The sequence below is a fragment of the Faecalibacillus intestinalis genome, from assembly GCF_003024685.1.
Classification (GTDB): domain Bacteria; phylum Bacillota_I; class Bacilli_A; order Erysipelotrichales; family Coprobacillaceae; genus Faecalibacillus; species Faecalibacillus intestinalis.
Genome location: NZ_PYLQ01000008.1, coordinates 72,379 through 96,980, shown reverse-complemented (window position 1 = coordinate 96,980; position 24,602 = coordinate 72,379). Strand labels below are relative to the sequence as shown.

Below are 24,602 nucleotides of genomic sequence, written 5' to 3'. Positions count from 1 at the left end.
ATTCTTTTCATTGTTCCATCATCTTGTGGCAGATTGATACAGCAGAAATAATCGAATTCCACTCTTCCATGATGAGCAATATCGATGACATTATTTAGCTGTTGGAAATAAGAATTCCCTTCCTGATCCTTCTTTTCTTTAATAAGTTCAATGATTTCTTCTAAAGATACATCCTTAGCTTCTTTAATAAATCCTTTAATGATTCTTCCTAAGATTTCAGGATGTCCTAATATTCTTTTACAGAGTTTATCAATCATAATAATATGATCATTTGATGTGATTTCTAGTACTTTGTCCATTTAATTTATCCCTCCTACTATTATATAGACATTTTTTTGACGTTTTTCTTTAAAAAAGAAAAACTTTCAAAGCTTTTACTTTGAAAGTTAAATCAAATCTAAATCTTTTAAAATATGAAGTCCTTCTTGAATAGCACCATTTCCACCTGTTTTAGTAAGTGTATAGGTTGCTGCTTCTTTAGCCTCCTTACATCCATTAGCTGGTGTAAAACTATAAGGGAATCCTTTTAACATACACACATCATTTAAACCATCTCCAAAAGTTGCCACTTCATCAAGATTCAATCCTTTTAATCTTAAAACTTCTTTTAACATGATTCCTTTATCATAATCATCACAAGTAATTTCAATATTATCTTCATATGATGAAGAAATGTTTAAATGAGGTATACAATCTAAACGTTCTCTTACGTCCTTTGCTTCTTCAGGATTTAAATGTCTAGCATCTACTTTTAAAGGCAAAGCTCCTTGGTTATAAATATCATCAATTGATTTTACCGAGGTACAATCATTTAAATAACCCCATCTTCTAAAGAATGTCGTATTTGGAAGGTCTTCTAAAGTAACGCCCTCACGACCTTTCATTAATAATTTAACATGTAGATCCCAATAGCTTTCAAAATCTGTTAAAATATATTTTCCTTTTGTTGTATGAATAGAAATATGATAATTATATTTTTGTAAAATAGGAATCATCTTTCTAAAAGCATCTTCATCCATTGGATGCGCAATATTTTTAGTTCCTTCAATATTTCGATATTGTGTCCCATTATTAATAATCAAATCACCATCTACATGAGACTTTTCAATCATATCAAGCATCATATTCATATCTCTACCTGAAGCAAACATAAATTCAATGCCCTTTTTTTTATAAAAATCAATCTCTTTAATATCATCATCATAAAATTGATTATCTCTATCAATGCTTGTTCCATCCACATCTAAAACAACTAATTTAATCATACTCTACCCTCTATCTTCCAAACTTATCCTTTAATTTATCAAAGAAACTTTGTGAAATACCAAATTTTTTACACATTTCTTTAACATATTGATCAACTTCTTCATTAGACATATTCTTAAGTCTTTCTTCATCAATACCTAAACTTTCCATCGTTGATTTCATTTGATCATACATTCCTGTATCACCATTTTGATAATTACTCATCATTTCATCGACCCAACGTTTAGCCCCTTCTAATTGTTGGTTTTCTTGACTATCTTGTTGATCAAAGAAACTTTGTGCTTCATTTAAAGCATCAATTTCATCACTATCCAATCCTAAACTTTCAAAGAAATCTAAACAATAACGACATAAAGAACGATATTCATTTTGATAATCTAAATCTTTAAGTTCTTTTGCCATTTCTAATTCATGTTCAATATCTTTAATTTGTTGGTATTGTTGATCATCTAATTCTAAATCTTCATAAACATCATCTTTTAAATCATTTAAAACAATTGGTACAAAGTATCCTACTTTTTCATAAGCTGACATTTCATAATGAACAGGCATTTCTAAAATTTCACTTAAACATTCAATAAATCCTTTTAAATTTAAATATTTATTTTTAAAAACAAAAGTATTTGCTTTTGTCTTGATTTTCGCATAAAAATCAAAACCTTCTTCTTTTTTAATAAGTACTACTTCTTCTATATCTTCATATAAAAATGAATGTGGTTCTTTAAAACAAAAATAAATTCCTTGATCCGTAAAGATCATTCCTTTACTTCCATCACCACTTGCATCAATAAATCCTAATACTTGATAATCTGTTGTACTTCCATATAAATAAAGTGCTTGTGATATCTGTGAAGGAATATTTTGTTGACTATAAAAGGTTGCCTCATTAACAATACTTTCATCTAAATTTTCTAATATGATTTCTTTTTCCATTTTTATCACCTTATAATACTTTACTATATTTTTAAAAGAATGCAAAGAAAAAATCCTTAATTGCTTAAGGATTTTGAATACATTTTTTTACTTGTAAAAAATGCGATTACTAATATAACAAAAGTGATATCAAAAGGACTGTTATAAAACACAATTGAAATCAATAATGAAATCACAATACTTGATATTTCAAGTACAAAAGGTTGAATTGATACTTGATATCTTTTAATCAATTTTCTTTGATTAAGAAGTTGTTTAATACTTATACAAAGCATTATTACAGCAACAAGTAAATCAATATAGTAATTGATTAAATAATGATTTCCAATCAATTCTTTAACAAAAAGAAGTACAATATAGATACACATTGTAAGTAAAATACCAGACATTTCATATTTATTTAAGTCTTTTTGTTTTAACTGATTGATTTTTTCTTTATAATTTATTTTTCGATTAATTTGATCAACAAATGATTGACTACTTTGTCCAATCATTTGTTTAACTGTTTGTCCTTTTTCCTGACAAATAAGCATATAATCTAAAATCTCAGATATTAAAATATTTGTTTTTAAAACATTTTTTTGCTTTTTAAACAATGTTTTTTCAATTTCTTGATAACATTTAAAATAATCATCATTTAAACTTTTTACTTTAACACTATTTTCAAAATAAATATCGTACTTCTTTTCTTTCATTCTAATCTACCTTTAATGAATGACTGTTAACTTCACTAATATGACAATTAAAGAATTCAGTCATTACTTGAATCATATAATAAGTATCTTTAATACCCGCAGTTTCATAAGTTGAATGCATTGCTAGTTGTGATAAACCAATATCAACACTATTCATAGAAACTTGAGCCATTGCAATATTACCTAAAGTACTTCCTCCAGCTTCATCCGAACGATTAGCAAAGAATTGTACAGGCACATTAGCTTTTTTGCATAAGTCTTTAAATACCGCAACACTTACCGCATCACTTGTATATTTTTGACCAGCATGTGATTTAACAACAATTCCTTCATTCATATAAACACAGTTTGTTGCATCTGTTTTTTGTGGAATATGTGGATGAACAGCATGAGCGTTATCCGCTGAAAGCATAAAGCTTGAAGCAATCGCACAATAGAATTGTTCTTCTGTTTTTCCAAGAGCACTGTTTGCACGTTTTAATACATCATATAAAAGTGTTGAAGCAGCCCCTTGTTTTGTTCCAGAACCAACTTCTTCATTATCAAAGCAAGCTAAAACATTGATTGATTGATCATTTCCACCTGCTAAGAAACCTTTTAATGAAGTAAATGCACATTGTAAATCATCTAAATGTTGACTTGAAATAAATTCATCGTTAGCTCCCCAGATAGATGGCGCTGTACGATTATAAAGATATAAATCACTACCATAAATATCTTCAACACTTACACCTGCTTCTTTAGCAACTAATTTCTTAAAGTCACCAGGTTTACAATCAGCACCACCAAATAATGGTAACATATCAATTTGTTTATTATATGCATAACCATCATTAACAGCTCTATTCATATGGATAGCTACATTAGGAATTAATACTAAATCACGATCAATATTAATTAATTGTGTTTTTAATTCATTTCCATCTTTAATTAATAAACGTCCAGCAATAGATAATGGTTTATCAAACCAAGTTGAACAAATCATTCCTCCATAACCTTCAGTATTTAATTGTGTGTATTTACCCTTAACTTCTAATTCAGCATTTTCTTTTAATTTAAAAGTTGGGCAATCACTATGTGAAGCAGCAACATTAAAACTATAATTTTCTAAATTGCTTCCGACCTTTAAAGCAATAATACTTGAATTATTACGAGTCACATAATATTTACCACCTGGAACCATTTTCCAAGGTTGACCTTCTAATAATTCAACAAAACCTTGTTTATTTAATTCTTCTTTAATGTTTTCAACAGCATGGAATGCTGTAGGACTTTTTTGTAAAAAGTCTAATAATTCTTTTGAAATTCCCCTATACATTTTCTAACACCTCTTCTATATTTTATCACAATTATTCTGTAATAGCGTTAGCTTTTTCTCTTTTAGCAATAGCTGGTAAAATTATTCCTAATGCAGTTAAAACAACAGGAGTAATAATATTTAAAGCCATTGTAAATAAGTCAGTTGAGTAAACACCCATGATACAACATGCAGCTGTTACAAAAAGACACCATCCACCAAAGAATAAAGCAACTGGTTGACTCTTAACAAAACGATAATCAGCTGGGATCTTATCATAAGCTTTTCTTAAACCAATATAAGCTAAGAATACCCAAACATAACGCATTGGCATACATACTGAATTTAATTTATTTAATTGGGCTAATACTCCAGCAGCTCCTTGTCCACCAATGATTTGAATTAAAATAATACTTCCAGATAAAGCCACAACCATTTTAATTCCATTAACATAAGCACCATATTTGTTTTGTTTTAATAATTTAGATGGAATAAATTGTCTAGCATCTTCATTATCTAATAACATTCTAAGTGGTGCATCAATACTTAATACTAATGTTGAGAATTGTCCAATCATATTACATAATGCGTAAATAATTAGTAATGCATCTCCCATATGATAGTATTGACCTAATTTTTGGAATGACCAGTAAGCACCATTTGATACATATGAATTGAATGATTCTGGTGATGCATTGATTACCGATGGATCAAACATCATACCCATAGCAAATGTACCTAAAATAGCACATACCATAACCATGATTGCAAGTGCAATCATCCCTTTTGGGAATCCTTTTGAAGGATTTTCTACTTTATTTACATAAGGTGAAATTTTTTCACACCCACCAACTGCAAATACCAAAATAGAAAGTGATGTAAAATAATTGACATTAAATTGTGGAACAATTTTGTCAAAACTAAAGTCTAATGATAAATATCCCCCATTTGGATTAATTGCTGGTGCAGCAAACATCATTAAGATATATAAAATTGACATAACGAACATACTTGTTCCTGCAAGTGTTGCTAATTGTTTAAGTGGATTTAACCCTCTACTAGCAAACCAACAGAAAAATAAAAATACCGCAAGTGTTGCAAGTTGCACATATAATGTTGGAAGTGAGTCATAAAATTCAGCATTTCTAAAAATTGCCCAGCTTAATGCTTTTAAACCACCACTACCTTTACTTGCAATATAAGTAACGTGACATGCCCAATATGTCCATCCAGCATAGTATGCAAGTTTAGGACCAAATGTTTCATGTACCCAAGAACTTACTCCTCCACCAGAATTTTTAAACGCAGACCCTAGTTCTCCTACCATTAAAGCGTAAGGAACAAAATAAAGTGCGAACATTAATACCCAACTAAAAACTACTTGGATACCATTGAAGTAGATAAAGCCATTTAAAACGTTTCCAAATCCCCAAACAGTAGAAAACGCCATGAAAGCTAAACCATACCACTTGATTTTTTTTGAATCTTCCATGATTTTACCTCCATATTTTTTGAATAACTTAGGTCGTTTATTCTTAAATAAAATACAAATATTGTACTTCACGATACACTATTATATCGTATTATGTCGATAAATGCTATATATTTTATTTCATTGTACTCTTTTTTAGACATTTATCCGTAAATTGTCTAAAAAAGCATACATTTATCCCAAAATATAATATTCTATTTTTATCATCAATAAACTTTTATTATTATTCGTTTCTATTTAACACCAAATATTTGCCTTTTAAACACCTGTTTAGTTCATCAAATACATGCCATCTTTGTTAATATAAATCAAAAGAGGTGACAAATATGGAAAATACATTATATTTTAAAGACATGATTCATTGTGATCAAAATAACTATCCTAAAAAAGTCTACAAAGTAGAATATTCTAAAATGTTGATAGAAATTTTAGATAGTGATCACATTCAGGGTAGACCCTTCTATTTTAGCAGTCCTCATTCTAGAGACGATTTCATCAAACAAATTAAAGATCATATTTTAAGAATCAATTATGAAGAGCTCGAACAAATACAGCACTATTGGAAAAAGAACATAAAATAATTATGAGAGGTTTTGCCTCTCTTTTTTTATCACTCAATAATTGCCCATTTTTTACTTTTCTCCCAAATGACATGCTGTTTTGGGAAAAAGTAAAAAATTGTGAGAAAAAAGTTATTGGTTGCCCAATAACTTAAAGTATCTTTTTAAAATACAAAACATCGTCCATTGGATTATGATAATACGCCTCACATTCAACAAAACCTACTTTTTTATAAAGATGAATAGCTACTTGTAAAGGAATAAGCGTATCCAACACCATTTCTTTATACCCTGCTTTTTTAGCATGCCCTAAAATTTCTAAAACAAGCTTTTTACCTAATTTATTTTCTCTATATTTTGGTTTTACATACAAACGCTTCATTTCACAGCGACTCTTTGAATGGCGATGATAGGCAACCATTCCTATCACCTTTTTCTTTTCTACAGCCACTAAAAGTTCTCCTTCAGGAGCTGTATATTTTTTTGCTGGATTTTATAATTCCTCATCAATATTTTGAAAAGATAAATCACGTCCCAAACGTTTTGTATATTCTATAATTAATTCTTTTACTTGATCTAGATAATCAACACCATTACATATTTCCATAAAATCCTCTATGTACGAACCTATTTTTTTACATATATATTTTCTATAACCTTTGTATCGTCCCATCCATTTGAACTTTCAAAAGCGATTACTTTTTCTTTTCCTTTTAAAATAAAATCATGTTTTTGGATATCTACAAGGTCTTTATTTTGATAAAGGAAAACAATAACTTCCCCATAACATTTCTTTTTATCATTTTTTGTTTTCTTAATGCATTCATTTAATTGTTGTAAAGAAATATCAGTTATTCGATCAACATCAAAATTATTATACTCTTGATATTGGGTACTTTCTTTTGCTTCTATTTCGTCATAATAAGTATCTTTAAATTCATTTTTCTTAAAAATGAAAACACTTTGTTTACTTGCAGGTAAACATTTTATTTTTTGATCTTTTAATGATAGATCAATTGGCTTATTTGATGTATTTTTCAAAATCAAAATAACTTGATCATCTATTTTCTTTGTTTCAAATGAATATAGTTTATTTTGTTGATGACATCCTGTAAAAAGTGTTATCAAAATCATGAATGCACACATTTTTATAATCAATTTTTTCATAACTTTTCTTCCTTTTTATATAATCCATGTCGAAGTAAAACTTCTAAAATAAGATCAATAAATGCTGTTACAAGATATATTGGATAATAATTCCAATATTTATCTTTTACTCTATTCATTTCATGAATTGGATTTTGTATAAAAGCTAATGCAATCAACAGTATTCCTAAAACATTAGAAATTCTAATAATGATCAATCCATAGTTATTTTCCTTATTTAGCAATTGTATAATTTGTCCTACAATACGTATAAGAAAAATAATTTCTATCGCTATCCAATAAAACATAAAATTTCATCCTTTCCTTTACATGCAGGCAAGTGAAAGCCAAATCAATGAAAGACAAAATACAACTACTGCTATTAAAAATAAAGTAACCCATAAAGCATATTTTCCAATATTTCTTTTCATATTTTTCTCCTTATTATAATTTTTAAAAGATTTTATTATATATTTACTTACTTTTCAACAATACAATGGTTATTAAAATATTATTTTTCTATCAAAAAGTTTATTGCTTCTTTGGCGTTTGAAATAGGATAATAGGGTGTGCTTCTCTTTGTATTATCTTTATATTCTATTTCTAAACCTTTTTTATTTCCTTTTTTTGGTAAACTTCGATAATAATATCCTGAATAATCTTTTGCATTTTAATCATTAAACTCTAAAAACACTCCTTTTACATAATAAAATACATAGCCTTCAAATTCTGGAGATACATATCGAAACCCCTCTAATTGTCCATCTTTTAAAAAACGTACTGCTACAAATTCTTGACAAGCTTTTTTATTGTCATCTTTTGATAAAAATATGTGATATTCAAAATAATCACCTAAACTACTTCTGCCTCCTATCAATCGATGATCTCCTATATATTTTTTAACATCTTCTTCTGTAAAATTGCTATTCAAATCCATAAACATTTTTTGATAAGGGCTATATTTTATGATTGTTTTAGTATCATCTAATAAAATATCCTTATTAGATTTTACACTACATCCACCTAATATTACTCCCATAACAAACAGAAATAAAACCATTTTTGCTTTCATTTTATTTCACCCTTCCTTGTTAAAACCACTCAAACATTTAGTTATTAATTAAATACGTACGATATTTTAAATATAAAACCATATTAATAATCAAACCAACGCACATAAAAGTTATGGCACTTGAATAATGAAACATTGTCATAATTGAAAAATGATACATAACCAAATCAATTACAAGTAATCCAAATAAAAGAAAAGTATTTCTTTTAAGATCAATACATTCTTTAGAAACAACCTTTTTAATCATCATAAAAAAATAAACAAATATTATAAAATAAAACAAATAATGTATGACAACTGATAAATTATAAAGCAAGCCTACTTCCCCATAAATGGGATTTCCATCCGTTCCTATTGTAATCCAATGGGTAGAAATGTAATTATCAAAGTATTTGAATGCTAATAAACCTATTATTTCAAAAACATAGCTTAAATAAATAAGACAAACATCATATTGTTTCTTCATTTTCTTTTCCTCCATCCATAATATTATGAATCAAGGAAGCGCTTTCCTTACTTTCATTATACGTCTTTCTACCATTATGTCAATTATACTTTTATTATAATAGTATCTTGTTTATAATAATTCGTGTGTTATAATCAATTTGGGTGATAAAAGATGGCAAAATCTAACAGTTTCTTTAATATTGATATGCTTGTTTTAAGTTTGTTGAAAGTAAAGGATTGTTATGGATATGAATTAGTAAAATTAATTAAAGAAATTTCCAATGGCTCATTAGATATTAAAGAAGGTACTCTTTATCCTGTTGTACATAATTTATTAAAAAAAGAATATATTTCAAGTCGAGATGAGATCGTTAATAAAAAAATCAGAGTTTATTATCATATTGAACCAATTGGAAAAGAATATTTAGAACAAACAATTATTGAATTTAGAAAGAATATGCAAGGTGTATTTGAAATCATTGCATATGGTGAAGGCAAAAAAGATGAGTAACGATATAAAAAAATATATAAAATATGTTAAAAAAATTATTCCAATCTATTCAAAAGATAAAAAAGAATTTATACAGTTATTAACACAAAAAATCATTGAATTTTCTAATGAACATGACTCCTGTAGTTATCAAGATATCGTAGATGAATTTGGTAGTCCTAATGAAGTTGCTGGTTCTTATATTGAAACTTTAAATAGTGACGAAATTATAAAGAAACTTAATAAAAAGAAAATTATAAATATTTTTATTTCTGTCATAATTATTTTATGCATAAGTGTTTGGGGATTTGAAAGATATCGAATCAATCAATTGATTGATGAAGCAAAACATACAAAGATGAAAACATATACAGCTGAAGAATATAAAGAAAAAATAGCAAAAGAAAAACAAGAAAAATAAGTATTTAAATTAGGAGTAAAAAATGAATAAAGAAATCAAAAAATATATAAAATATGTTAAAAAAATTATTCCTTTTTATTCTAAAGATAAAAAAGAATTTCTAAGGTTACTAACACAAAAAATTATTGAATTTTCAAATACTCATCCTAATTGTACTTATCAAAATATCATAGATGAATTTGGTAGTCCTAATGAAGTTGCTGGATCATATATTGAAAGTTTAGAAAACGATGACATAATAAAGCAACTTAATAAAAAATATATTTTTAAAACATTAGTAACCATTATTATATTTATATCTATTGGTATTTGGTGTTTAGAAATTTATCATTTCAACAAACTCTACCAAGATGCAAGAGACAGTATTCATGGATATTGGGTAGAAGAAATCACTGAAGATAGTCGCATAGAAAATGAATAAGGCTCCTTTTAGAGCCTTATTTTTTTATTCAACATTCTTCAACGCTTCATCCATTGGGATTTTCTTGATTTTTCTCATTTGAATCATCATGACAAACAAATAAGAAATAACTGTCATAATAAACATCTTGATATAAACACTACCTTCTACATAGAAAGGAAGCCATCCTGCATATTCTTCAAAAACAATTTTGAAAGCATAAGATAAGATCCATGTTGTTATTCCAAAAGAAAGTAACGTTGAAATCATAATAACAATCGTTGTGGCATGAACATACATTTTTTGTATTTCTTTTGATGTATAACCAAGAATTTTAACCATGGAAATCGATACTTTATTATTTTCAATAATCATCTTTGTAAGAAGATAAATAAGCATAATAAACATCACAATTGCAAATCCTTCAACTAAATAGAACATTTCTCCCATTGAAACATTTAATTGTCTTGATACTTTTGTTAAATCATCTTGAGTAATGGTTGAAGCGATATAGTCATCTTTTAAATCTGTTATTTTTCTATTTGAAAAATAACCATTGAAGTATCCATCTTGACAGTTGAAAACTTCATTAAAATAAGATTTAGACATATAAAGTGCCATACTACCAGGTGCATCATAAATGCCTTTAATTTCAAAAGTATAACGTAAATCTTTATAGCTTTCTTTTAAAGAAATACGATCGCCTTTTTTTAAATTATATTTATCAGCAACATCTTTTGAAATATAAACACCTTTTTTGGGTAATGATTTTATATGAATATATTGACTATTATTTTGTAAACCATAAAGGCTAATATCTTCTTCTATTGTACTTTCTGGAAGTGTTTTTAATGAGTAAAGAGAAAAAGCTTCTGCCCCTGTGGTTTTAGTTTTATAGTTATCATACATTTCATCATATTGATCATCAATCAAACTTAAGAAACTATCCCTAAATTCTTGAGGAACCGTTTGGAAAGCTTGTTCAATGGCTGTGGTATCAATTGATTCTGGAGTATTTAAAATATATTGATATTTAGCAGTCATATTATTAACAACAACATCTTGATAATGATCGAGAACAGGATGCATATCCATTCCAAACATTAATAAGATAATTGCAAATAAAACACCGACAAATAATGTAGCATACCCTGATAAGTTATTTAAAATAACACTTAATCTAAATTGAGAAAAGAAACCTAAACGATGTAAGACGAGTGTTTTCTTATTCTTTTTAGCTTTTTTAATATCTCTTTTCATAAATTTAAGAGGTGATAATTTTAAAGATTTCATTAAAATACCATAGTTAATTAAAACCATCATAATAAATGGAATGATCGTTGTCTTAATAAACGCATCTCCAGACCAAATAGTAACATAAGTTGGTAAACTATAACTTCCATAATACATACCGGCCATGACATCTTTAAAATATGTATAACCTAAAATATTTCCGACAATACAAGCCCCTAAAGAAACAAGAATAGGTAATGTCATGTATTGAACTAACATTTCTTTTTTTGTATATCCCATAGCGCGAAGAGTTCCAATCATTGGTGCTTCGCTTTCAATGGTATTTTTAGTAGTGATTGCAAAGACAAAAGCAAGGATTCCAATAATGATATAAAGTAAAACTGTCATCATTGCTTCATCTCCACCCATATCATCACCTGTAAAATGGATGGCTTGGTTGGCGTATTGAGGAATATAATCATCAATTCCTGAAACGTTTTTAACAAGTACGTTTAAAAAATCATTGCTGGCATTAACTTCATTATCAACCTTTTTATTATATGTCCACGCATAGTTATAGTAGATTTTAGCATCTTTAAAGCTTTCAAACCCTTCATCAGAAACAATGCCAACACCAAATTTAATAGCATCAAACATTAAATCACTGTTTTTTGAAAAGAGAGCACTATAATCTGATAAAGCGACGAGTCCAGTAATTTTTAACTTCTTTTTACCTACTTTGATGGTTTGGCCTACTTGATAATTATTATTATCGGCATACATACGATCAATCGCTATTTCATTTTTACTTTGAGGAAGTTTTCCATCCATAATACAGACTTGATTGACTTTGTTTCTTGGTTTAAAGAGACGAATTGTACTTGAAGATTCTACTTTTTCTTCAATGTAATTAAGATTATAGATTGTAACATCTTCTTTTTCTAAAGCCTTTTTATTTTCTTTTGAAAGAGAATCATTTAAACGAAAATGTCCATCTTCAATATTGTATTTATCAAAACTGTCATTATAAGCTTTAATCATTGAGCCATCAGCTACTAAAAATCCTGAAATAAGACCAATAGATCCTGCCATAAACAAAAATATAATTAAATATTTTGCAATTTCATCTTTTAAAATATATGGTAATCTTTTAAATAATGGATTCTTCATTTTACCAATTCAAATCCTTTGCTGGAATTTTATGCGTATTTTTAATATTTTCACGAATACGTCCATCATGCAAATAAATCACACGATCAGCCATGTCTTTAATCGCATCATTATGCGTTACAATAATAATTGTATTACCATATTTTTTATTAACATCTTCAATCAATTGTAAAATATCTTTTGATGTATGATAATCTAAAGCTCCTGTTGGTTCATCACAAAGTAATAAATCTGGATTTTTGATGATTGCACGTCCTATTGATGTTCTTTGTTGTTGACCACCAGATAATTGATTTGGTTGTTTATAACGATGTTCTTTTAACCCAAGTGTTTGTAAGAGTTCTTCTTTATTTAATGGATTTTTACTTAAATATTTTCCTACATCAATATTTTGTTCAACATTTAAATGTGAAATCAAATTATACATTTGAAAAACATATCCCAAATGATTACGACGATAATTTGTTAGATCTTTTTCTTTTAATGTTGAAATTGTTTTTCCTTGAATCGTAATTGTCCCACTATCTGGTTGATCAATTCCTCCAATAATATTTAGAAGTGTTGATTTACCAGAACCTGAAGGCCCAAGTAAAACACAAATTTCACCTTTTTCTATTTCAAAATCAATACCTTTTAAAACTTCTGTCTTATATTCATCTTCACCAAAGCTTTTTTTAAGATCCTTGATTGATAAAAACATAATATTCCCTCCCATAGTTAGCCTTACCTAACCACATATAGAATACTATCACTTTTCTCTTTTTTCAAGTATCTCAAAGAAAAAAAACGGATTTCTCCGTTTTTATAACTCAATATGTTTCATAATAGCTTTAGCAATACCATCATTATTATTTGTATCTGTAATTTCATTAGCTACTGCTTTTAATTCATCTGAAGCATTTCCCATAGCCACACCTAAGCCAACATATTCCACCATTGATTTATCATTTTGAGCATCCCCAAAAGCCATCATTTCTTCTTTTTTATAACCCATAGGAATTAAAACACTATCTAAAGCTTTGGCTTTATCAACACCTTTTGCAGTATATTCAAAATAGAAATCAGATGTAAACATACAATTTAGACGATCTTTGAAGGGTTCCATCATTTCCTTATAATGTGCTTGTAAATAGTCTGGATCACCAAATGTAAGAATTTTATTGATTTCAAAATCAACAAAGGCTGCTAAATCTCTTTTTTCACATAAGATGTAGTTATTTCCTCTTGATTCATATTGCATAACATTAAATGATTTTCCTTTATATGTAATTGTATTATCAAAAACATCATTAACATACATATATTCATCTTTATCAAACATTGGTCTTGCTTTAAAATTCTTTAAATGTTCTAAGACAGCTTTACTATCTTCTACTGAAATTGCATGATTATAAAGTGTTTCATGACTTTGACAATCAACTACTTTTGAACCATTGAAACATACAAATAAACCATGATGATTTTCCATATCCAATTCTTCAGCAAGTTTTAATAATCCACTTGTTGGTCTTCCTGAAGCTAAAACCAAACGTACCCCTTTATCTTGTGCTTTTAAAAGGGTTTCTTTAGTAAGAGGAGTAATGACTTTTTCATCATTGACTAAAGTCCCATCAATATCCATAATTATTACTTTAATTGCCATAATCTATCTCCTTTTTTATTAGTATAATAAAGCATTTTTACAACTTCAACATACTTTCATAAAAAGAAAAAGAAACAGAAAATATCTGTTTCTAATGTAATAATGAACGTGTTGAACCTGAAGCAATTAAGAATGTACTTCCATTATGAAGCATGGCGAGCATTTGTGGTGTAAGTAAACCTAATGCTCCTAAAACAATAAAGGATGTATTTAAACCAACAATCAAACGATATTGACTATGAATACGTTTAAATAAGCCTTCTGAAATCATTCTTAGAGCAACAATGTCATTTAATGAATTTGATACAAGTGTAATATCTGCAAGTTCACGCGCAATATCTGAGCTATCTTGAAGTGAAATCGAAACATCTGCCATGGATAAGGCTGGTGTATCATTAATACCATCTCCTACCATCACAACAGTATTTCCTTCTTTTTTTAAACTTTCAATATAACTTGCTTTATCTTCTGGTAAAACTCCTGCTCTAAAATCATCTAAATTTAATTGTTTCGCAATCGCTTTTGCACAGTTAGGACTGTCTCCAGTAAGCATAATGACTTTATCAAAACCAATATCACGAAGTTCTTGAACAACTTCTTTAGCTTCTGGTTTTAAAGGATCATAAATACTAATAATACCTGCAAGCTTTTTAGCAATGGCTAGATAAATAAGTGAACTTGAACCTTTACTTTCAAGTGAAGAAATCAAATCTTTAATTTCTTGTGTCATTTCTACACCTTCATCTTCAAAGACAAAATGACTGCTTCCAATAATAACATCTTCACCATTTAAGCTTGTCGAAATACCATGAGCAATCACATATTTTACTTCCGCATGTTCTTCACGATGTTTTAAGTTTTCAACTTCTGCTTGATGAACGATGGCATTAGCCACACTATGTGGGAAATGTTCTTCTAAACAAGCCGCAATTTTTAAAACTTCTTCTCTTGTATAATCTTGTAAAGGAACCACATCTAAGACAACTGGTTTTGCATGTGTCAATGTTCCAGTTTTATCAAAAACAATGACATTAGCATCTTTCATGCTTTCTAGATGTTTTCCACCTTTAACTAAAACATTATGCATTGAAGCTTCTTGCATTGCTGAAATCACTGAAATTGATGTTGATAGACGAATCGCACAAGAATAATCCACTAATAAAAGAGAAGTGGCTCTTGTAAGATTTCTTGTCAATGCCCAAACCCCAAAGAATCCTAAAAAACTATAAGGTACAATGGCATCCGCCATATGTTCTGCTCTTGATTGAATAGATGCTTTTAATGATTCATTCGTATCAATCATATCAATGATTTTAGCAATACGGCTATCATCTTGTAAGTTTCTGACCCTAACAAAAATCTTTCCTTCTTCAATCAATGTTCCTGCATAAACCGTATCATTTAATGTCACACGTTTGCTTAACGGTTCACCTGTAAAGCTTGATTCATTGACCATCGCTTCACCATCAACGATTTCTCCATCAATAGGAACCATACTTCCTGTTTGAACAATAACAACTTGCCCTTGTTTTAAATCAGACATCGCAATTTCTTGTTCTTGTCCATCTTCATAAATCCAAACTTTATCAAACTTACTCATCAAACTATCACCTAATTGTAAAGTAACTTTTTGACGTGTATAGTCTTCTAATAATTCAGATATTTTAAGCATCAACATAATATTGCTTGCTGTATTGAACTCTTTACGCAATAAAGAAACACCAATACTTGTTGCATCTAAAACAGGTACATCAATACGTCTATTTCCAAGTGAAGAAAGTCCTGCTTTAAAATAAGCTAATGCTTTATAAATAGCAATTCCTTTACCAACAACATTTGGTAAAAAGAGCTTAACAGCATATCTTCTAGCAAAAATTTTAATTAATTCATGCTTAAAACTTTGATCAAGTACTTGTAAATTTTGAGAACAATTCTCAGGGATTTCTCTGTTTTGTAAAGCACTTAAATCATAATTATTTAAATAATCAAATACTTCATTTTTATAATTTTCATCAAAAACCAATAAAAGACTTCCATTTTTATAATGAGCTTCTACATATCTTACATACTCAAGATTTAAAAAATCGCTTTTTAAAATAGTTGCTTGTCCACTTGTAAAAGCATATTGTCCAAAACGAACACGTAATCTTCCATCAATTTCATGAACTATTTTAAAATTACTCATCATTATTGTGCCTTACTTTTTTCTACAGCTTCAGCATAGACGTCTTGAGCATCTTCTTTAATAGAAGTAACAGTTGCTTCTACGTTATCTTTTACTTGCATTCCACTAGCTAATCCTTTAACAGCTAGTTCTCTTGCTTTATTGCTTTTAGCGAACTTTGAAGTGACAACAGCAGTTACTGCTCCTCCTACAAATGTCCATAATTCTTTACTTTTGAAAAATTCTTTCATCTTAAAATCCTCCTATCATTTGTCATTATACGACATTTTCTTAAAAAATAAATAATTTTTTATCTCATCTTTAAGTTTTTATTATACCTTGTTCTATTTCAATAATTTCATCACATAAAGCAAGAGAAGACTTTCGATGACTAACAATAATAATCAATTTTTCATCTTTAATTCGTTTTAAACTTTCTAACAGGGCTGCTTCATTTAAACTATCAATACGACTTGTTGGTTCATCTAATAAAAGAATCGGTGTTTTTCTTAAGAAAGCACGTGCAAGACCAATTCTTTGTTTTTGACCACCCGAAATATTTTCATCATAAATCGTTTGATATCCTTGTGGTAAAGACATAATAAAATCATGAATTTGTGCTTGTTTACAAGCTTCTATTACATCTTCTTGACTATAAGCAGGATTTAATAAAGTAATATTATGATATAACGTATCTTTAAATAAAAATGTTTCTTGATCAACATAGCTGATATTTTCTTTTAAAGTGTGGCTATTGATATTTTCAATGGATTCATGATCAAATAAAATCTCACCTTCACCTTGATAAATACGCATTAATAATTTCAATAATGTTGATTTACCACATCCACTTTTACCAAGAAGACCATAGGTTTTACCAAATTCAAATGTATAATTGATTTGATGTAAAATTTCAGTAGACGTATTTGGATAATGAAATGAAAGATTTTTTATTTCAATTGGTAAATTTAAAATTGTATTTTTATTTGTAATTTCTTTAAGTAATGGTTCTTCATCTAATAGATTTAAAATACGTCTTGCACAAGGGAATACTTGATTGAGATTGTTGGCTAGATTTGCTAGAGCAATCGTTGGGCCAAAGGATGAAGAAAGTGCCATCATTGGAATCAACAATTCCTTAGAAACATGATTCTTGATCAACAAAATAGAAATAACAATCGATAAAATAATCAGCCCATCTGAAAGTATTTGTTGAAAACTTTGATGCTTGATTAATTTTTGATGTGTTTGGGTTAAATTATTTTGATGATCCATCATCTGTTCAAAGCGTTTTTCTTGTTGACTAAATTGTAAAATTTCTCTTTTACCTAAAACTGTCTCTAAAACAAAAGTATTAAAATTGGCAAGTAAAAAACGATAATTACTTCCCTCTTTTTGGCTCACTTTATAAGTAATATATGGAATCAATATACCCATGATACCATAACAAACAAAAGCAAGTATCCCAAAAACAAAATGATAAGAACCTATAAAACAAATCATAATTATACTATAAATAAAGGCAATCATCACTGGCGAAATAGTATGAGCAAAGAAAATTTCTAAGAGTTCAACATCACTTGTCAACATTGCAATAATATTTCCTTTATCTTCATTTTCTAATTTAGCTGGTGCCAATTCTCTTAATTTTTCAAAGACTAAATGACGAATATGAGCCAATACTTTAAAGGCAATATAATGATTACATGCTTGTTCTATGTATCGTAAGATTCCTCTTGAAAATGCACAAAAAATAATTAATTTAACAGCAAGTGAAAAGGAAATTACTTTACAAAAAGCAAGAATGATAAAAACGGTAATAAAGGTTGCTGTTAAATGCCCTAACACACCTAAAATAATTGCCAATAACATAATCATTAAAAAAGGACGTACTAATTTTAATAAAGAAATAATTAATTTTATCTTATCTTTCATTTTCAATAATCCTTTCTAAATTCTTTTGATTTTCCACAAGCTCTCTAAATAAATTAGCTTGATTGAATAATTCATCATAACTTCCTTGTTGAATCAATCTTCCCTCTTTCATCACAAAAGTAAGTTGACTTTCTTTACAATGAGCCATGCGATGTGTAATAAAAATAACAATTTTATCTTTAGCTAAACGTTTCATAATTTTTAAAATAATCTCTTCACTTTCACGATCAACATTATTCGTTGCTTCATCAAAAATATAAACATCACTTTCACGCAATAACGCTCTTGCAAGAGCTAATCTTTGTCTTTGTCCACCTGATATATTTTTAGCTCCTTCATTGAGTTGAAACTTTAATCCTCCTTGATTTTCAAAGACCTCAAATAGTTTTACTTCTTTTAAAACAGCCATCATTTTTTCTTCATCAATACATCCTGACATTGCAAGATGATTAAAGACTGTCCCTTTTAAAATATATGTTTCATCTTTGATCAACGTTATTTTTTGATAAAGTGTCATTGTTTCTGGTATTGTTTCTTGATTATAAAGAATTTTACCTTTTTGAATTGGATATAAATTCATTAGCAGTGAAGCAATTGTACTTTTCCCCGAACCTGATTCTCCTACAATCGTTAAAAATGTTCCTTTGGATAAAGAAAATGAAACATCTTTTAAAATAATTTTTTCATCATAGCCAAAAGTTACATGTTCAAAAGATAAAGATGAAATCGATTCTTGATAACTTTCTTGAATATCATCCAAGCTATCCAATAGTTTAAAAATTTTATCTGCTGCCGCGTTTCCATTTTGTCCAATATGAAAATAACTTCCTAACATTCTTAAAGGTAAAAAGAATTCAATAGAAATCATTACAATAAAAACAAACATCATAAAAGTAATATGTTGATTTAAATATTCTTGTAAACCCAAAACAACTCCTAAACCAAAACCACCATAAGCCACTAGATCCATCACACTAATCGAATTCAGTTGCATAATTAAAACACGCATGGTTTTCTTTCTAAAGTCTTCTGCTTCCCTATCCATTTTATCTTGATAATATAAATCACTTTGATAATATTTTAAAGTTGTAAGTCCTTGTAAATTTTCTAAAAAAGAATCCGCTAATCCTGTATAACTATTCCAATACTTTGCTAATAACCTTTTAGCTATTTTTTGTACAACAACAATAGAAACAGGAATAAGTGGTACACATAAAAGCAAGATAAGCGCTACTTTTAAAGACATAAAACCAACAACGATAAATAAAGTAAGTGGTGCCAACATGGCATAAAAGAATTGTGGTATATATTTAGAAAAATAAATTTCTAATTGATCAATACCTTCACTTGTAAGTTGAGTAAGCGTCGATTCTTTAAAAACTGTTGTTTGTTTTTGATGATATATCTTATCAAAAACACTTTTTCTTAACTTTGTCTTAATCATTTCACTTAAAGATAATGCTTGTTTATTTTGTGTTGTTTGTAAAAAACATTTTAAAGCAAACAAACAAATCACACTTAATAAATAAAAAACAAGTGAAAAAGATTGTTTTAAATAAAGACAAGATAAAACATAACTATGTAAAAATGTCAGTAGAATATGGCAAACTAAAACCAACCATTGAATCAAGACTAACCCATAAACATTTTTCATTTCCGCTTTAAAAGTTTTTAATAATCTTTTATTAAACATTTTTTCTTCTCCTTTCTTTAAGTGAAAGCCATCCATGTTTGATTGTTAGAAGTGGATGGTAAAAAAGCATATACTTTCCAGAAAAGCGCATCACTTTTTTAACTTGGCTTCGATATTCTTTTTGATAGCAATGAACTTTACATCCACTACAAAAAGTTTTAGTTTCCATAAAAGGACATTTATCAATACGCAAACAAGCGTACTTATAAAGATCTTCACACATCTTACTTTCTTGAGGATGTTTTCTTTGATAAATATCAATCATTACCTTTAATATTCTTTTTTCATTTTCTCTTTTTTGATCTATTTTATTCATTAATAATCTCTACTTTCTTTAACATAATAAAATGATGAATACTCATTACCATCAGTAAACATATCTTTCCAATCCATACAGGTGTAATCATTACAGCAATCAAAAAAATAAGTGTTACTGTAAATAATGACTGATTCCTTTTCTTTTTGGTTGTCTTTCTTTCAATGACCATTTCATTGATATATTTTTGATAAAGTTTTGTTTGAATTAAATATTCATGAAATCTATCTGAACTTTTTGAAAATAAAAAAGCACTTAAAAGTAAAAATGGGGTCGTTGGCAATATTGGTAAAACCACACCAATCGCTCCTAAAATAAATGATATAATTCCAAATATAATAAATAATATTTTCATGTTTCCTCCTGTAGTTAGTTATATCTAACTATTATTATCATATCTGTTTAAAATAAAAAAACAAGCATTTGATTTGTTTCATTCATGAAACAAAATGCTGTTTTTTTTATGTTTTATAATACTTTTTCGTGTTTCATCAATGAAACAGTATTTTTAAAAGGGCAAGATTTTCTGGCATATGTCCTTTTAATAAATTAACCTTTAATTTAACCGTAAGCGATGTTTGCATCAATCTTTCTTCTTTTGTATAAAAGAAATTTAAATCTGTAATAGGTATATAGAAACAATCATTTTTTTCAAAACAATCATATTCCTTATCCTGAATAAGATATTTCATCGATTTTAATTTAGAAGAAATCGTAATTCTTTCTTTTAATAATTCTTTTTTCATTTCAATTGGTTGAAACACAAGAAATCCTTGATGTTGTTCTATTAAAAGATAGGCTGGATGTTCAAAGCCTCGATTAGCCATTGAATGAACATTTGCATCTTTATAATGAAATAATGTAAAAGAAAAATTATATTTACCTGGTTCTAAATGATGTTCCAAATAATGTCCTGAAAATTCTACAAGGTCTCCTAGTTGATCAAAAACTTTATTAAAATGAATACGACTACAAATGCGTTCAATGGTTTCATCATTAAGTGTCGTATAGAGTTTGATAGCTTCTTGACGAGCCTCTTCTTCATTTAGGTGACTTGTTTCTTGTAGCCAATAGGTTAGATTCTTTATTTTTTCTTGAATTTTTTCAATATATTCTTGTCCTTTTTTTGAAAGCTGACATTTACCTTTATCTAAAGTTAATCCTTGTTCATAAAAAGTATTGATCATTCTTGACATTGTTGCTTTTGAAACATTCATTTTTTTAGCTAGTAATGTGACTGTTATTTTTTTATTTTCATTCATTAATAATAAGCTTTTTATTTTTTTTGTTGTCATTTTAATCCCTCATATTGTAAATTAGCACAAGCTAACTAATATGTCAATGTTAATGATATTAACATTTAAAGCTCTTACATTTTTGGGAATTTGTTAATGGAATTCAAAGTGATATCTAAATGCTTTATCTTTTTTATCATTCATTCTATGATATACCTGCATTAAGAAAGAGGGAATAAAATATGAGTATCAATGAAATCAATGAACAAGCAAAACAATCTTTAAGAAAATATTTTAAGGACAGTCAAGACATCCAACATGATGATGACACTAAAAAACAATTAACAATCGAAGAAATGTATCAATCAGTTGATGATGAAATTAAAGAACAAGAAAAGAAATTAGAAGAATTACATCAAATGCGTCATGCATTACAACATAACGCTAAAGAAGCTTATGAAGCGGTTTATGGAAAAACTGATGAAGCAACAGAAGTAAAACATACTACTGTTGAAGAAATGGAAAAAGAACTTCATGAAAATGCTGAACATCAAATGGAATATGTCAATGAATTAAAAAATAAATCTTTAAAAAAATAGGTCAACTCGACCTATTTTTCATTTATATATTCATCTTCACTTTGACGATCATCAACATATGAAGCAACTACAATTTTCGTTTCTAGATTCTTTTTATAATCATGCGAAAAGACACCTGCATATAAAATATCAAATAAATATTTTAAAGAGGTTGTTGAAGCAAAATCACCTATTTTAATATGTAACATTTCTCTTGAAGAAAGATACAAATGAACATCCGCCAATCTTGAAATAGAATTTTCTGCCATACAAGTAATTGAAATAAATGGAATATTTCTTTTATGATAAATTTCCGCAACTTCCACCATTTCTCTTGTTTGTCCTGAATAAGAAATAATGATTGCACAATGACTCTCATCGGCAAGACAGGCACTTCTTTTTTGACCCGTTACTTGATCAATGACTTGAACATCTTTACCAATATACATCATTAATGTTTTAAAATGTTTCGCTAGTAAAACATGATTGAGAACACCATAAACATCAATAACTTGTGCTTTTTGTAATAAGCGAACCGCTTCTTGTAGATCATCATGATGATTAAGTTGCTGTGTATCTTGAATGGTTTCTTTTTCTAATAAAGCAAGATTTTTTGTAATTGTCATCAAATCATCACTTAATAAAAAAGGAATAGAAGCATCTACATCTGTTTCTTCTAACATATAAGAAAGTTCTTTTAAATAAGCACTTTTAAATTCATTAAAACCACTATATCCTAACTTCTTAGCAATTCTTACAAGCAAAGGTGCACTTGTAAAAGTATTTCTAGCGATTTCATTAGCCGACATTTTTTCAATATTCATCCCTTGATCAATAATATAATCAACAATTTCTCTTTCTGTTTTTGAAAAATGCGTATTTTCTATTTGATTGACAATGAGCATAAAAATCTCCTTCCTATAATTCTATTGTTTCTAAATCATTAGGAACATAAATCTTCCCACTAAAATAAGCTTTTCCTTCTTTTGTATAAAGTTCTTTGCGATTTTCAATATTTTGATCTTCGCTGTGATATAAAACCACATTTTTTACTTTTAATTTTTCAGCAAGCTGACACGCATCTTTAACTGTTGAATGATGTTTTTCATAAGGATGAAAAATATCTGCTTGATCATATAAACAAAAAGCTTCATGTAATAAATAATCACTCTTTAAAGCATATTTTTCATTTTCTTCGTTATAAGGTTCATCCCCACAACATGTTAATTTTCTTTCTTGATCAAGTTCCATCATAAAACCAAATTGTTTAGCTTTCGTTGAATGAATATCAAAGAAAGTTACTTTCTTACCAATAATTTCTTTCGTTTGACCATCGTTTACAACCACAAGATGTAAACGGTCATGAATAAATTTTGTTTGCTTACTTTGTAAAAGCATTTGAGAAATCGTTTCTAACATCTCAATTACTTCTTGATGACCATAAATATAAGCTTCTCCTTCATATTTACCAGCTGCCATATTTTGACAAATCAAACGAATCATCCAAATCATCCCTAATAAATGATCAATATGTTTATGTGTGACAAAAATATGTTTTACATCTTTCCAATTGATTCCTGCTTTTTCAAGTTGATTTAAAACTGTATTGCCCCCACCAGCATCAACCATCAAATAATCATTTTCATTTTCGATGACAAAACAAGTATTATAGCACTTTGTCACAAGTGCATTTCCTGTTCCAAGCATTGTTAATTTCAAGTAAATCCCCCCTCATCCTCTTTTATTTTAGCGAAAGAATTTTTCTTTGTAAAATAAAAATAGAGCCTAAGCCCTATTTTCTCTAAATATTTTTCCAAAGACAAATCTTACGATTGGTCCAGCAAAACATAATTGTAAGAAAAATGCCATTGGGAAATTTAAAACTGTTGTTTGTAACCAAACAGCAATCATTTGACTTCCAGCATTTTTAAATAAAAGTGTTGCTGCAAATGACATACATGGACACATTAAAATAATCGATACCACTGAAATCGCAATTACTAAATGAAATGGATGATCATTTTCTAAATCAACAATTTGAAATGCTTTCTTTTTAGCTAAATGTCCAATAATGAAAAAATCTAAAATAAAAGCAACAGGTGCCATAATAACTAATTCTTGAAAAGCCATTAAGAACACTTGATTTGTCATTCCTCCAATATTTAATGAAATATTATAACAAATCATAAAATAAACCATCATGAAAACCATCATAATTGTAAAAATAATTTCTTGAAATTTTGTTTTTGGCATAAAAAAACCTCCTTATGATAATGAATTGTGTTGTTCGTTATCACTCAAGGAGTGTGCGTTTCCAATATAAACCAAATATTTAAGCCGAGTGTCATTCTATTAAATAATGTTAACTAAGTCAACTATTATTTAAAAAAAGATTGACTAGAGCAACGAGTATATCT

The 24,602-nt window shown here is 28.1% G+C and carries 28 protein-coding genes and 1 pseudogene; 5 read left to right on the top strand and 24 right to left on the bottom strand.

The annotated features are described in order from the left end of the window. The 6 genes from C7U54_RS07490 to C7U54_RS07465 all read right to left on the bottom strand — a co-directional run. Positions 1-299 (bottom strand): hypothetical protein (locus C7U54_RS07490; protein WP_146137620.1); only part of this gene is annotated, 299 nt, incomplete at its 3' end. Between the two features lie 87 nt (positions 300-386). Beyond that, complete coding sequence (locus C7U54_RS07485; protein WP_022002116.1) at positions 387-1,265, bottom strand: HAD hydrolase family protein; 879 nt, start codon at positions 1,263-1,265, stop codon at positions 387-389. Positions 1,266-1,275: 10 nt separating this feature from the next. Next, positions 1,276-2,199 carry a hypothetical protein gene (locus tag C7U54_RS07480; RefSeq protein WP_107029865.1) on the bottom strand — a complete coding sequence of 308 codons (924 nt, stop codon included), beginning with the start codon at positions 2,197-2,199 and terminating at the stop codon, positions 1,276-1,278. Positions 2,200-2,255: 56 nt separating this feature from the next. After that, positions 2,256-2,894: a hypothetical protein gene (locus C7U54_RS07475; protein WP_107029864.1), complete on the bottom strand. Its 639-nt coding sequence runs from the start codon at positions 2,892-2,894 to the stop codon at positions 2,256-2,258. 1 nt (position 2,895) lies between these two features. Then, on the bottom strand, positions 2,896-4,212 hold the full coding sequence (locus tag C7U54_RS07470) for a M18 family aminopeptidase (RefSeq protein WP_107029863.1): 1,317 nt from the start codon (positions 4,210-4,212) through the stop codon (positions 2,896-2,898). Positions 4,213-4,243: 31 nt separating this feature from the next. Then, positions 4,244-5,683: an APC family permease gene (locus C7U54_RS07465; protein WP_022002120.1), complete on the bottom strand. Its 1,440-nt coding sequence runs from the start codon at positions 5,681-5,683 to the stop codon at positions 4,244-4,246. 326 nt (positions 5,684-6,009) lie between these two features. Here C7U54_RS07465 and C7U54_RS07460 point away from each other — a divergent pair, with 326 nt between their 5' ends. Next, positions 6,010-6,264: a hypothetical protein gene (locus C7U54_RS07460; RefSeq protein WP_022002121.1), complete on the top strand. Its 255-nt coding sequence runs from the start codon at positions 6,010-6,012 to the stop codon at positions 6,262-6,264. A gap of 130 nt (positions 6,265-6,394) precedes the next feature. On the opposite strand, the pseudogene C7U54_RS07455 reads toward C7U54_RS07460, so the two are convergent. From C7U54_RS07455 to C7U54_RS07435, 5 genes and pseudogenes are all read right to left on the bottom strand, one after another. Next, positions 6,395-6,703: pseudogene (locus C7U54_RS07455) on the bottom strand (GNAT family N-acetyltransferase); the annotation flags it as partial. A gap of 167 nt (positions 6,704-6,870) precedes the next feature. Continuing rightward, positions 6,871-7,410 carry a hypothetical protein gene (locus C7U54_RS07450; protein WP_022002124.1) on the bottom strand — a complete coding sequence of 180 codons (540 nt, stop codon included), beginning with the start codon at positions 7,408-7,410 and terminating at the stop codon, positions 6,871-6,873. Further along, positions 7,407-7,697, bottom strand: a complete 291-nt coding sequence (locus C7U54_RS07445) for a hypothetical protein (protein WP_022002125.1) — start codon at positions 7,695-7,697, stop codon at positions 7,407-7,409. The genes C7U54_RS07450 and C7U54_RS07445 overlap by 4 nt, the downstream gene beginning before the upstream one ends. A gap of 362 nt (positions 7,698-8,059) precedes the next feature. Further along, a complete protein-coding gene (locus C7U54_RS07440) occupies positions 8,060-8,461 on the bottom strand; it encodes a hypothetical protein (RefSeq protein ID WP_107029862.1) in 402 nt (133 codons plus the stop codon). 37 nt (positions 8,462-8,498) lie between these two features. Further along, on the bottom strand, positions 8,499-8,927 hold the full coding sequence (locus tag C7U54_RS07435; protein WP_022002128.1) for a hypothetical protein: 429 nt from the start codon (positions 8,925-8,927) through the stop codon (positions 8,499-8,501). Positions 8,928-9,080: 153 nt separating this feature from the next. Here C7U54_RS07435 and C7U54_RS07430 point away from each other — a divergent pair, with 153 nt between their 5' ends. Genes C7U54_RS07430 through C7U54_RS07420 form a run of 3 tightly spaced genes read left to right on the top strand, consistent with a single transcriptional unit; the run spans position 9,081 to position 10,240 of the window. Continuing rightward, positions 9,081-9,419, top strand: a complete 339-nt coding sequence (locus C7U54_RS07430) for a PadR family transcriptional regulator (RefSeq protein WP_022002129.1) — start codon at positions 9,081-9,083, stop codon at positions 9,417-9,419. Beyond that, positions 9,412-9,819 carry a DUF6120 family protein gene (locus C7U54_RS07425; RefSeq protein WP_107029861.1) on the top strand — a complete coding sequence of 136 codons (408 nt, stop codon included), beginning with the start codon at positions 9,412-9,414 and terminating at the stop codon, positions 9,817-9,819. The genes C7U54_RS07430 and C7U54_RS07425 overlap by 8 nt, the downstream gene beginning before the upstream one ends. A 22-nt stretch (positions 9,820-9,841) precedes the next feature. After that, complete coding sequence (locus C7U54_RS07420) at positions 9,842-10,240, top strand: DUF6120 family protein (protein WP_107029860.1); 399 nt, start codon at positions 9,842-9,844, stop codon at positions 10,238-10,240. A 24-nt stretch (positions 10,241-10,264) separates the two neighbouring features. On the opposite strand, the gene C7U54_RS07415 is transcribed toward C7U54_RS07420, so the two are convergent. From C7U54_RS07415 to C7U54_RS07370, 10 genes are all read right to left on the bottom strand, one after another. Beyond that, positions 10,265-12,622 carry an ABC transporter permease gene (locus tag C7U54_RS07415; RefSeq protein ID WP_107029859.1) on the bottom strand — a complete coding sequence of 786 codons (2,358 nt, stop codon included), beginning with the start codon at positions 12,620-12,622 and terminating at the stop codon, positions 10,265-10,267. 1 nt (position 12,623) lies between these two features. Continuing rightward, entirely contained in the window at positions 12,624-13,322 is a 699-nt protein-coding gene (locus tag C7U54_RS07410) for an ABC transporter ATP-binding protein (protein ID WP_022002133.1), read from the bottom strand. Positions 13,323-13,424: 102 nt separating this feature from the next. Next, entirely contained in the window at positions 13,425-14,264 is an 840-nt protein-coding gene (locus C7U54_RS07405; protein ID WP_193448613.1) for a Cof-type HAD-IIB family hydrolase, read from the bottom strand. A gap of 91 nt (positions 14,265-14,355) precedes the next feature. Continuing rightward, positions 14,356-16,452, bottom strand: a complete 2,097-nt coding sequence (locus C7U54_RS07400) for a heavy metal translocating P-type ATPase (protein ID WP_241522587.1) — start codon at positions 16,450-16,452, stop codon at positions 14,356-14,358. Further along, a complete protein-coding gene (locus C7U54_RS07395; protein WP_022002136.1) occupies positions 16,452-16,679 on the bottom strand; it encodes a DUF6110 family protein in 228 nt (75 codons plus the stop codon). Before C7U54_RS07395 ends, C7U54_RS07400 begins: the two co-directional genes overlap by 1 nt. A 70-nt stretch (positions 16,680-16,749) precedes the next feature. Then, the gene (locus tag C7U54_RS07390; RefSeq protein ID WP_107029857.1) at positions 16,750-18,363 is read right to left on the bottom strand and encodes an amino acid ABC transporter ATP-binding/permease protein; all 1,614 of its coding nucleotides are present in this window, start codon (positions 18,361-18,363) and stop codon (positions 16,750-16,752) included. Continuing rightward, complete coding sequence (locus tag C7U54_RS07385) at positions 18,353-20,056, bottom strand: ABC transporter ATP-binding protein/permease (protein WP_162297500.1); 1,704 nt, start codon at positions 20,054-20,056, stop codon at positions 18,353-18,355. The genes C7U54_RS07390 and C7U54_RS07385 overlap by 11 nt, the downstream gene beginning before the upstream one ends. Further along, positions 20,049-20,372 carry a nitrous oxide-stimulated promoter family protein gene (locus C7U54_RS07380; protein WP_032091488.1) on the bottom strand — a complete coding sequence of 108 codons (324 nt, stop codon included), beginning with the start codon at positions 20,370-20,372 and terminating at the stop codon, positions 20,049-20,051. The genes C7U54_RS07385 and C7U54_RS07380 overlap by 8 nt, the downstream gene beginning before the upstream one ends. Then, positions 20,365-20,727: a YbaN family protein gene (locus C7U54_RS07375; RefSeq protein ID WP_032091489.1), complete on the bottom strand. Its 363-nt coding sequence runs from the start codon at positions 20,725-20,727 to the stop codon at positions 20,365-20,367. Before C7U54_RS07375 ends, C7U54_RS07380 begins: the two co-directional genes overlap by 8 nt. A gap of 136 nt (positions 20,728-20,863) precedes the next feature. Continuing rightward, complete coding sequence (locus tag C7U54_RS07370; RefSeq protein WP_107029855.1) at positions 20,864-21,667, bottom strand: metal-dependent transcriptional regulator; 804 nt, start codon at positions 21,665-21,667, stop codon at positions 20,864-20,866. Positions 21,668-21,849: 182 nt separating this feature from the next. On the opposite strand from C7U54_RS07370, the gene C7U54_RS07365 reads away from it, so the two are divergent. Beyond that, the gene (locus tag C7U54_RS07365; RefSeq protein ID WP_107029854.1) at positions 21,850-22,206 is read left to right on the top strand and encodes a hypothetical protein; all 357 of its coding nucleotides are present in this window, start codon (positions 21,850-21,852) and stop codon (positions 22,204-22,206) included. 11 nt (positions 22,207-22,217) lie between these two features. Here the strand turns inward: C7U54_RS07365 and C7U54_RS07360 are convergent, their stop codons facing one another. From C7U54_RS07360 to C7U54_RS07350, 3 genes are all read right to left on the bottom strand, one after another. Beyond that, positions 22,218-23,090 (bottom strand): MurR/RpiR family transcriptional regulator, encoded by an 873-nt coding sequence (locus C7U54_RS07360; RefSeq protein ID WP_107029853.1) that lies wholly within the window; start codon positions 23,088-23,090, stop codon positions 22,218-22,220. Between the two features lie 13 nt (positions 23,091-23,103). Then, positions 23,104-23,904, bottom strand: coding sequence for an MBL fold metallo-hydrolase (locus C7U54_RS07355; RefSeq protein ID WP_032091493.1), 801 nt, complete (start codon positions 23,902-23,904; stop codon positions 23,104-23,106). A gap of 66 nt (positions 23,905-23,970) precedes the next feature. Then, positions 23,971-24,438 carry a DUF2798 domain-containing protein gene (locus tag C7U54_RS07350; RefSeq protein WP_107029852.1) on the bottom strand — a complete coding sequence of 156 codons (468 nt, stop codon included), beginning with the start codon at positions 24,436-24,438 and terminating at the stop codon, positions 23,971-23,973. Between the last annotated feature and the right edge of the window lie 164 nt (positions 24,439-24,602).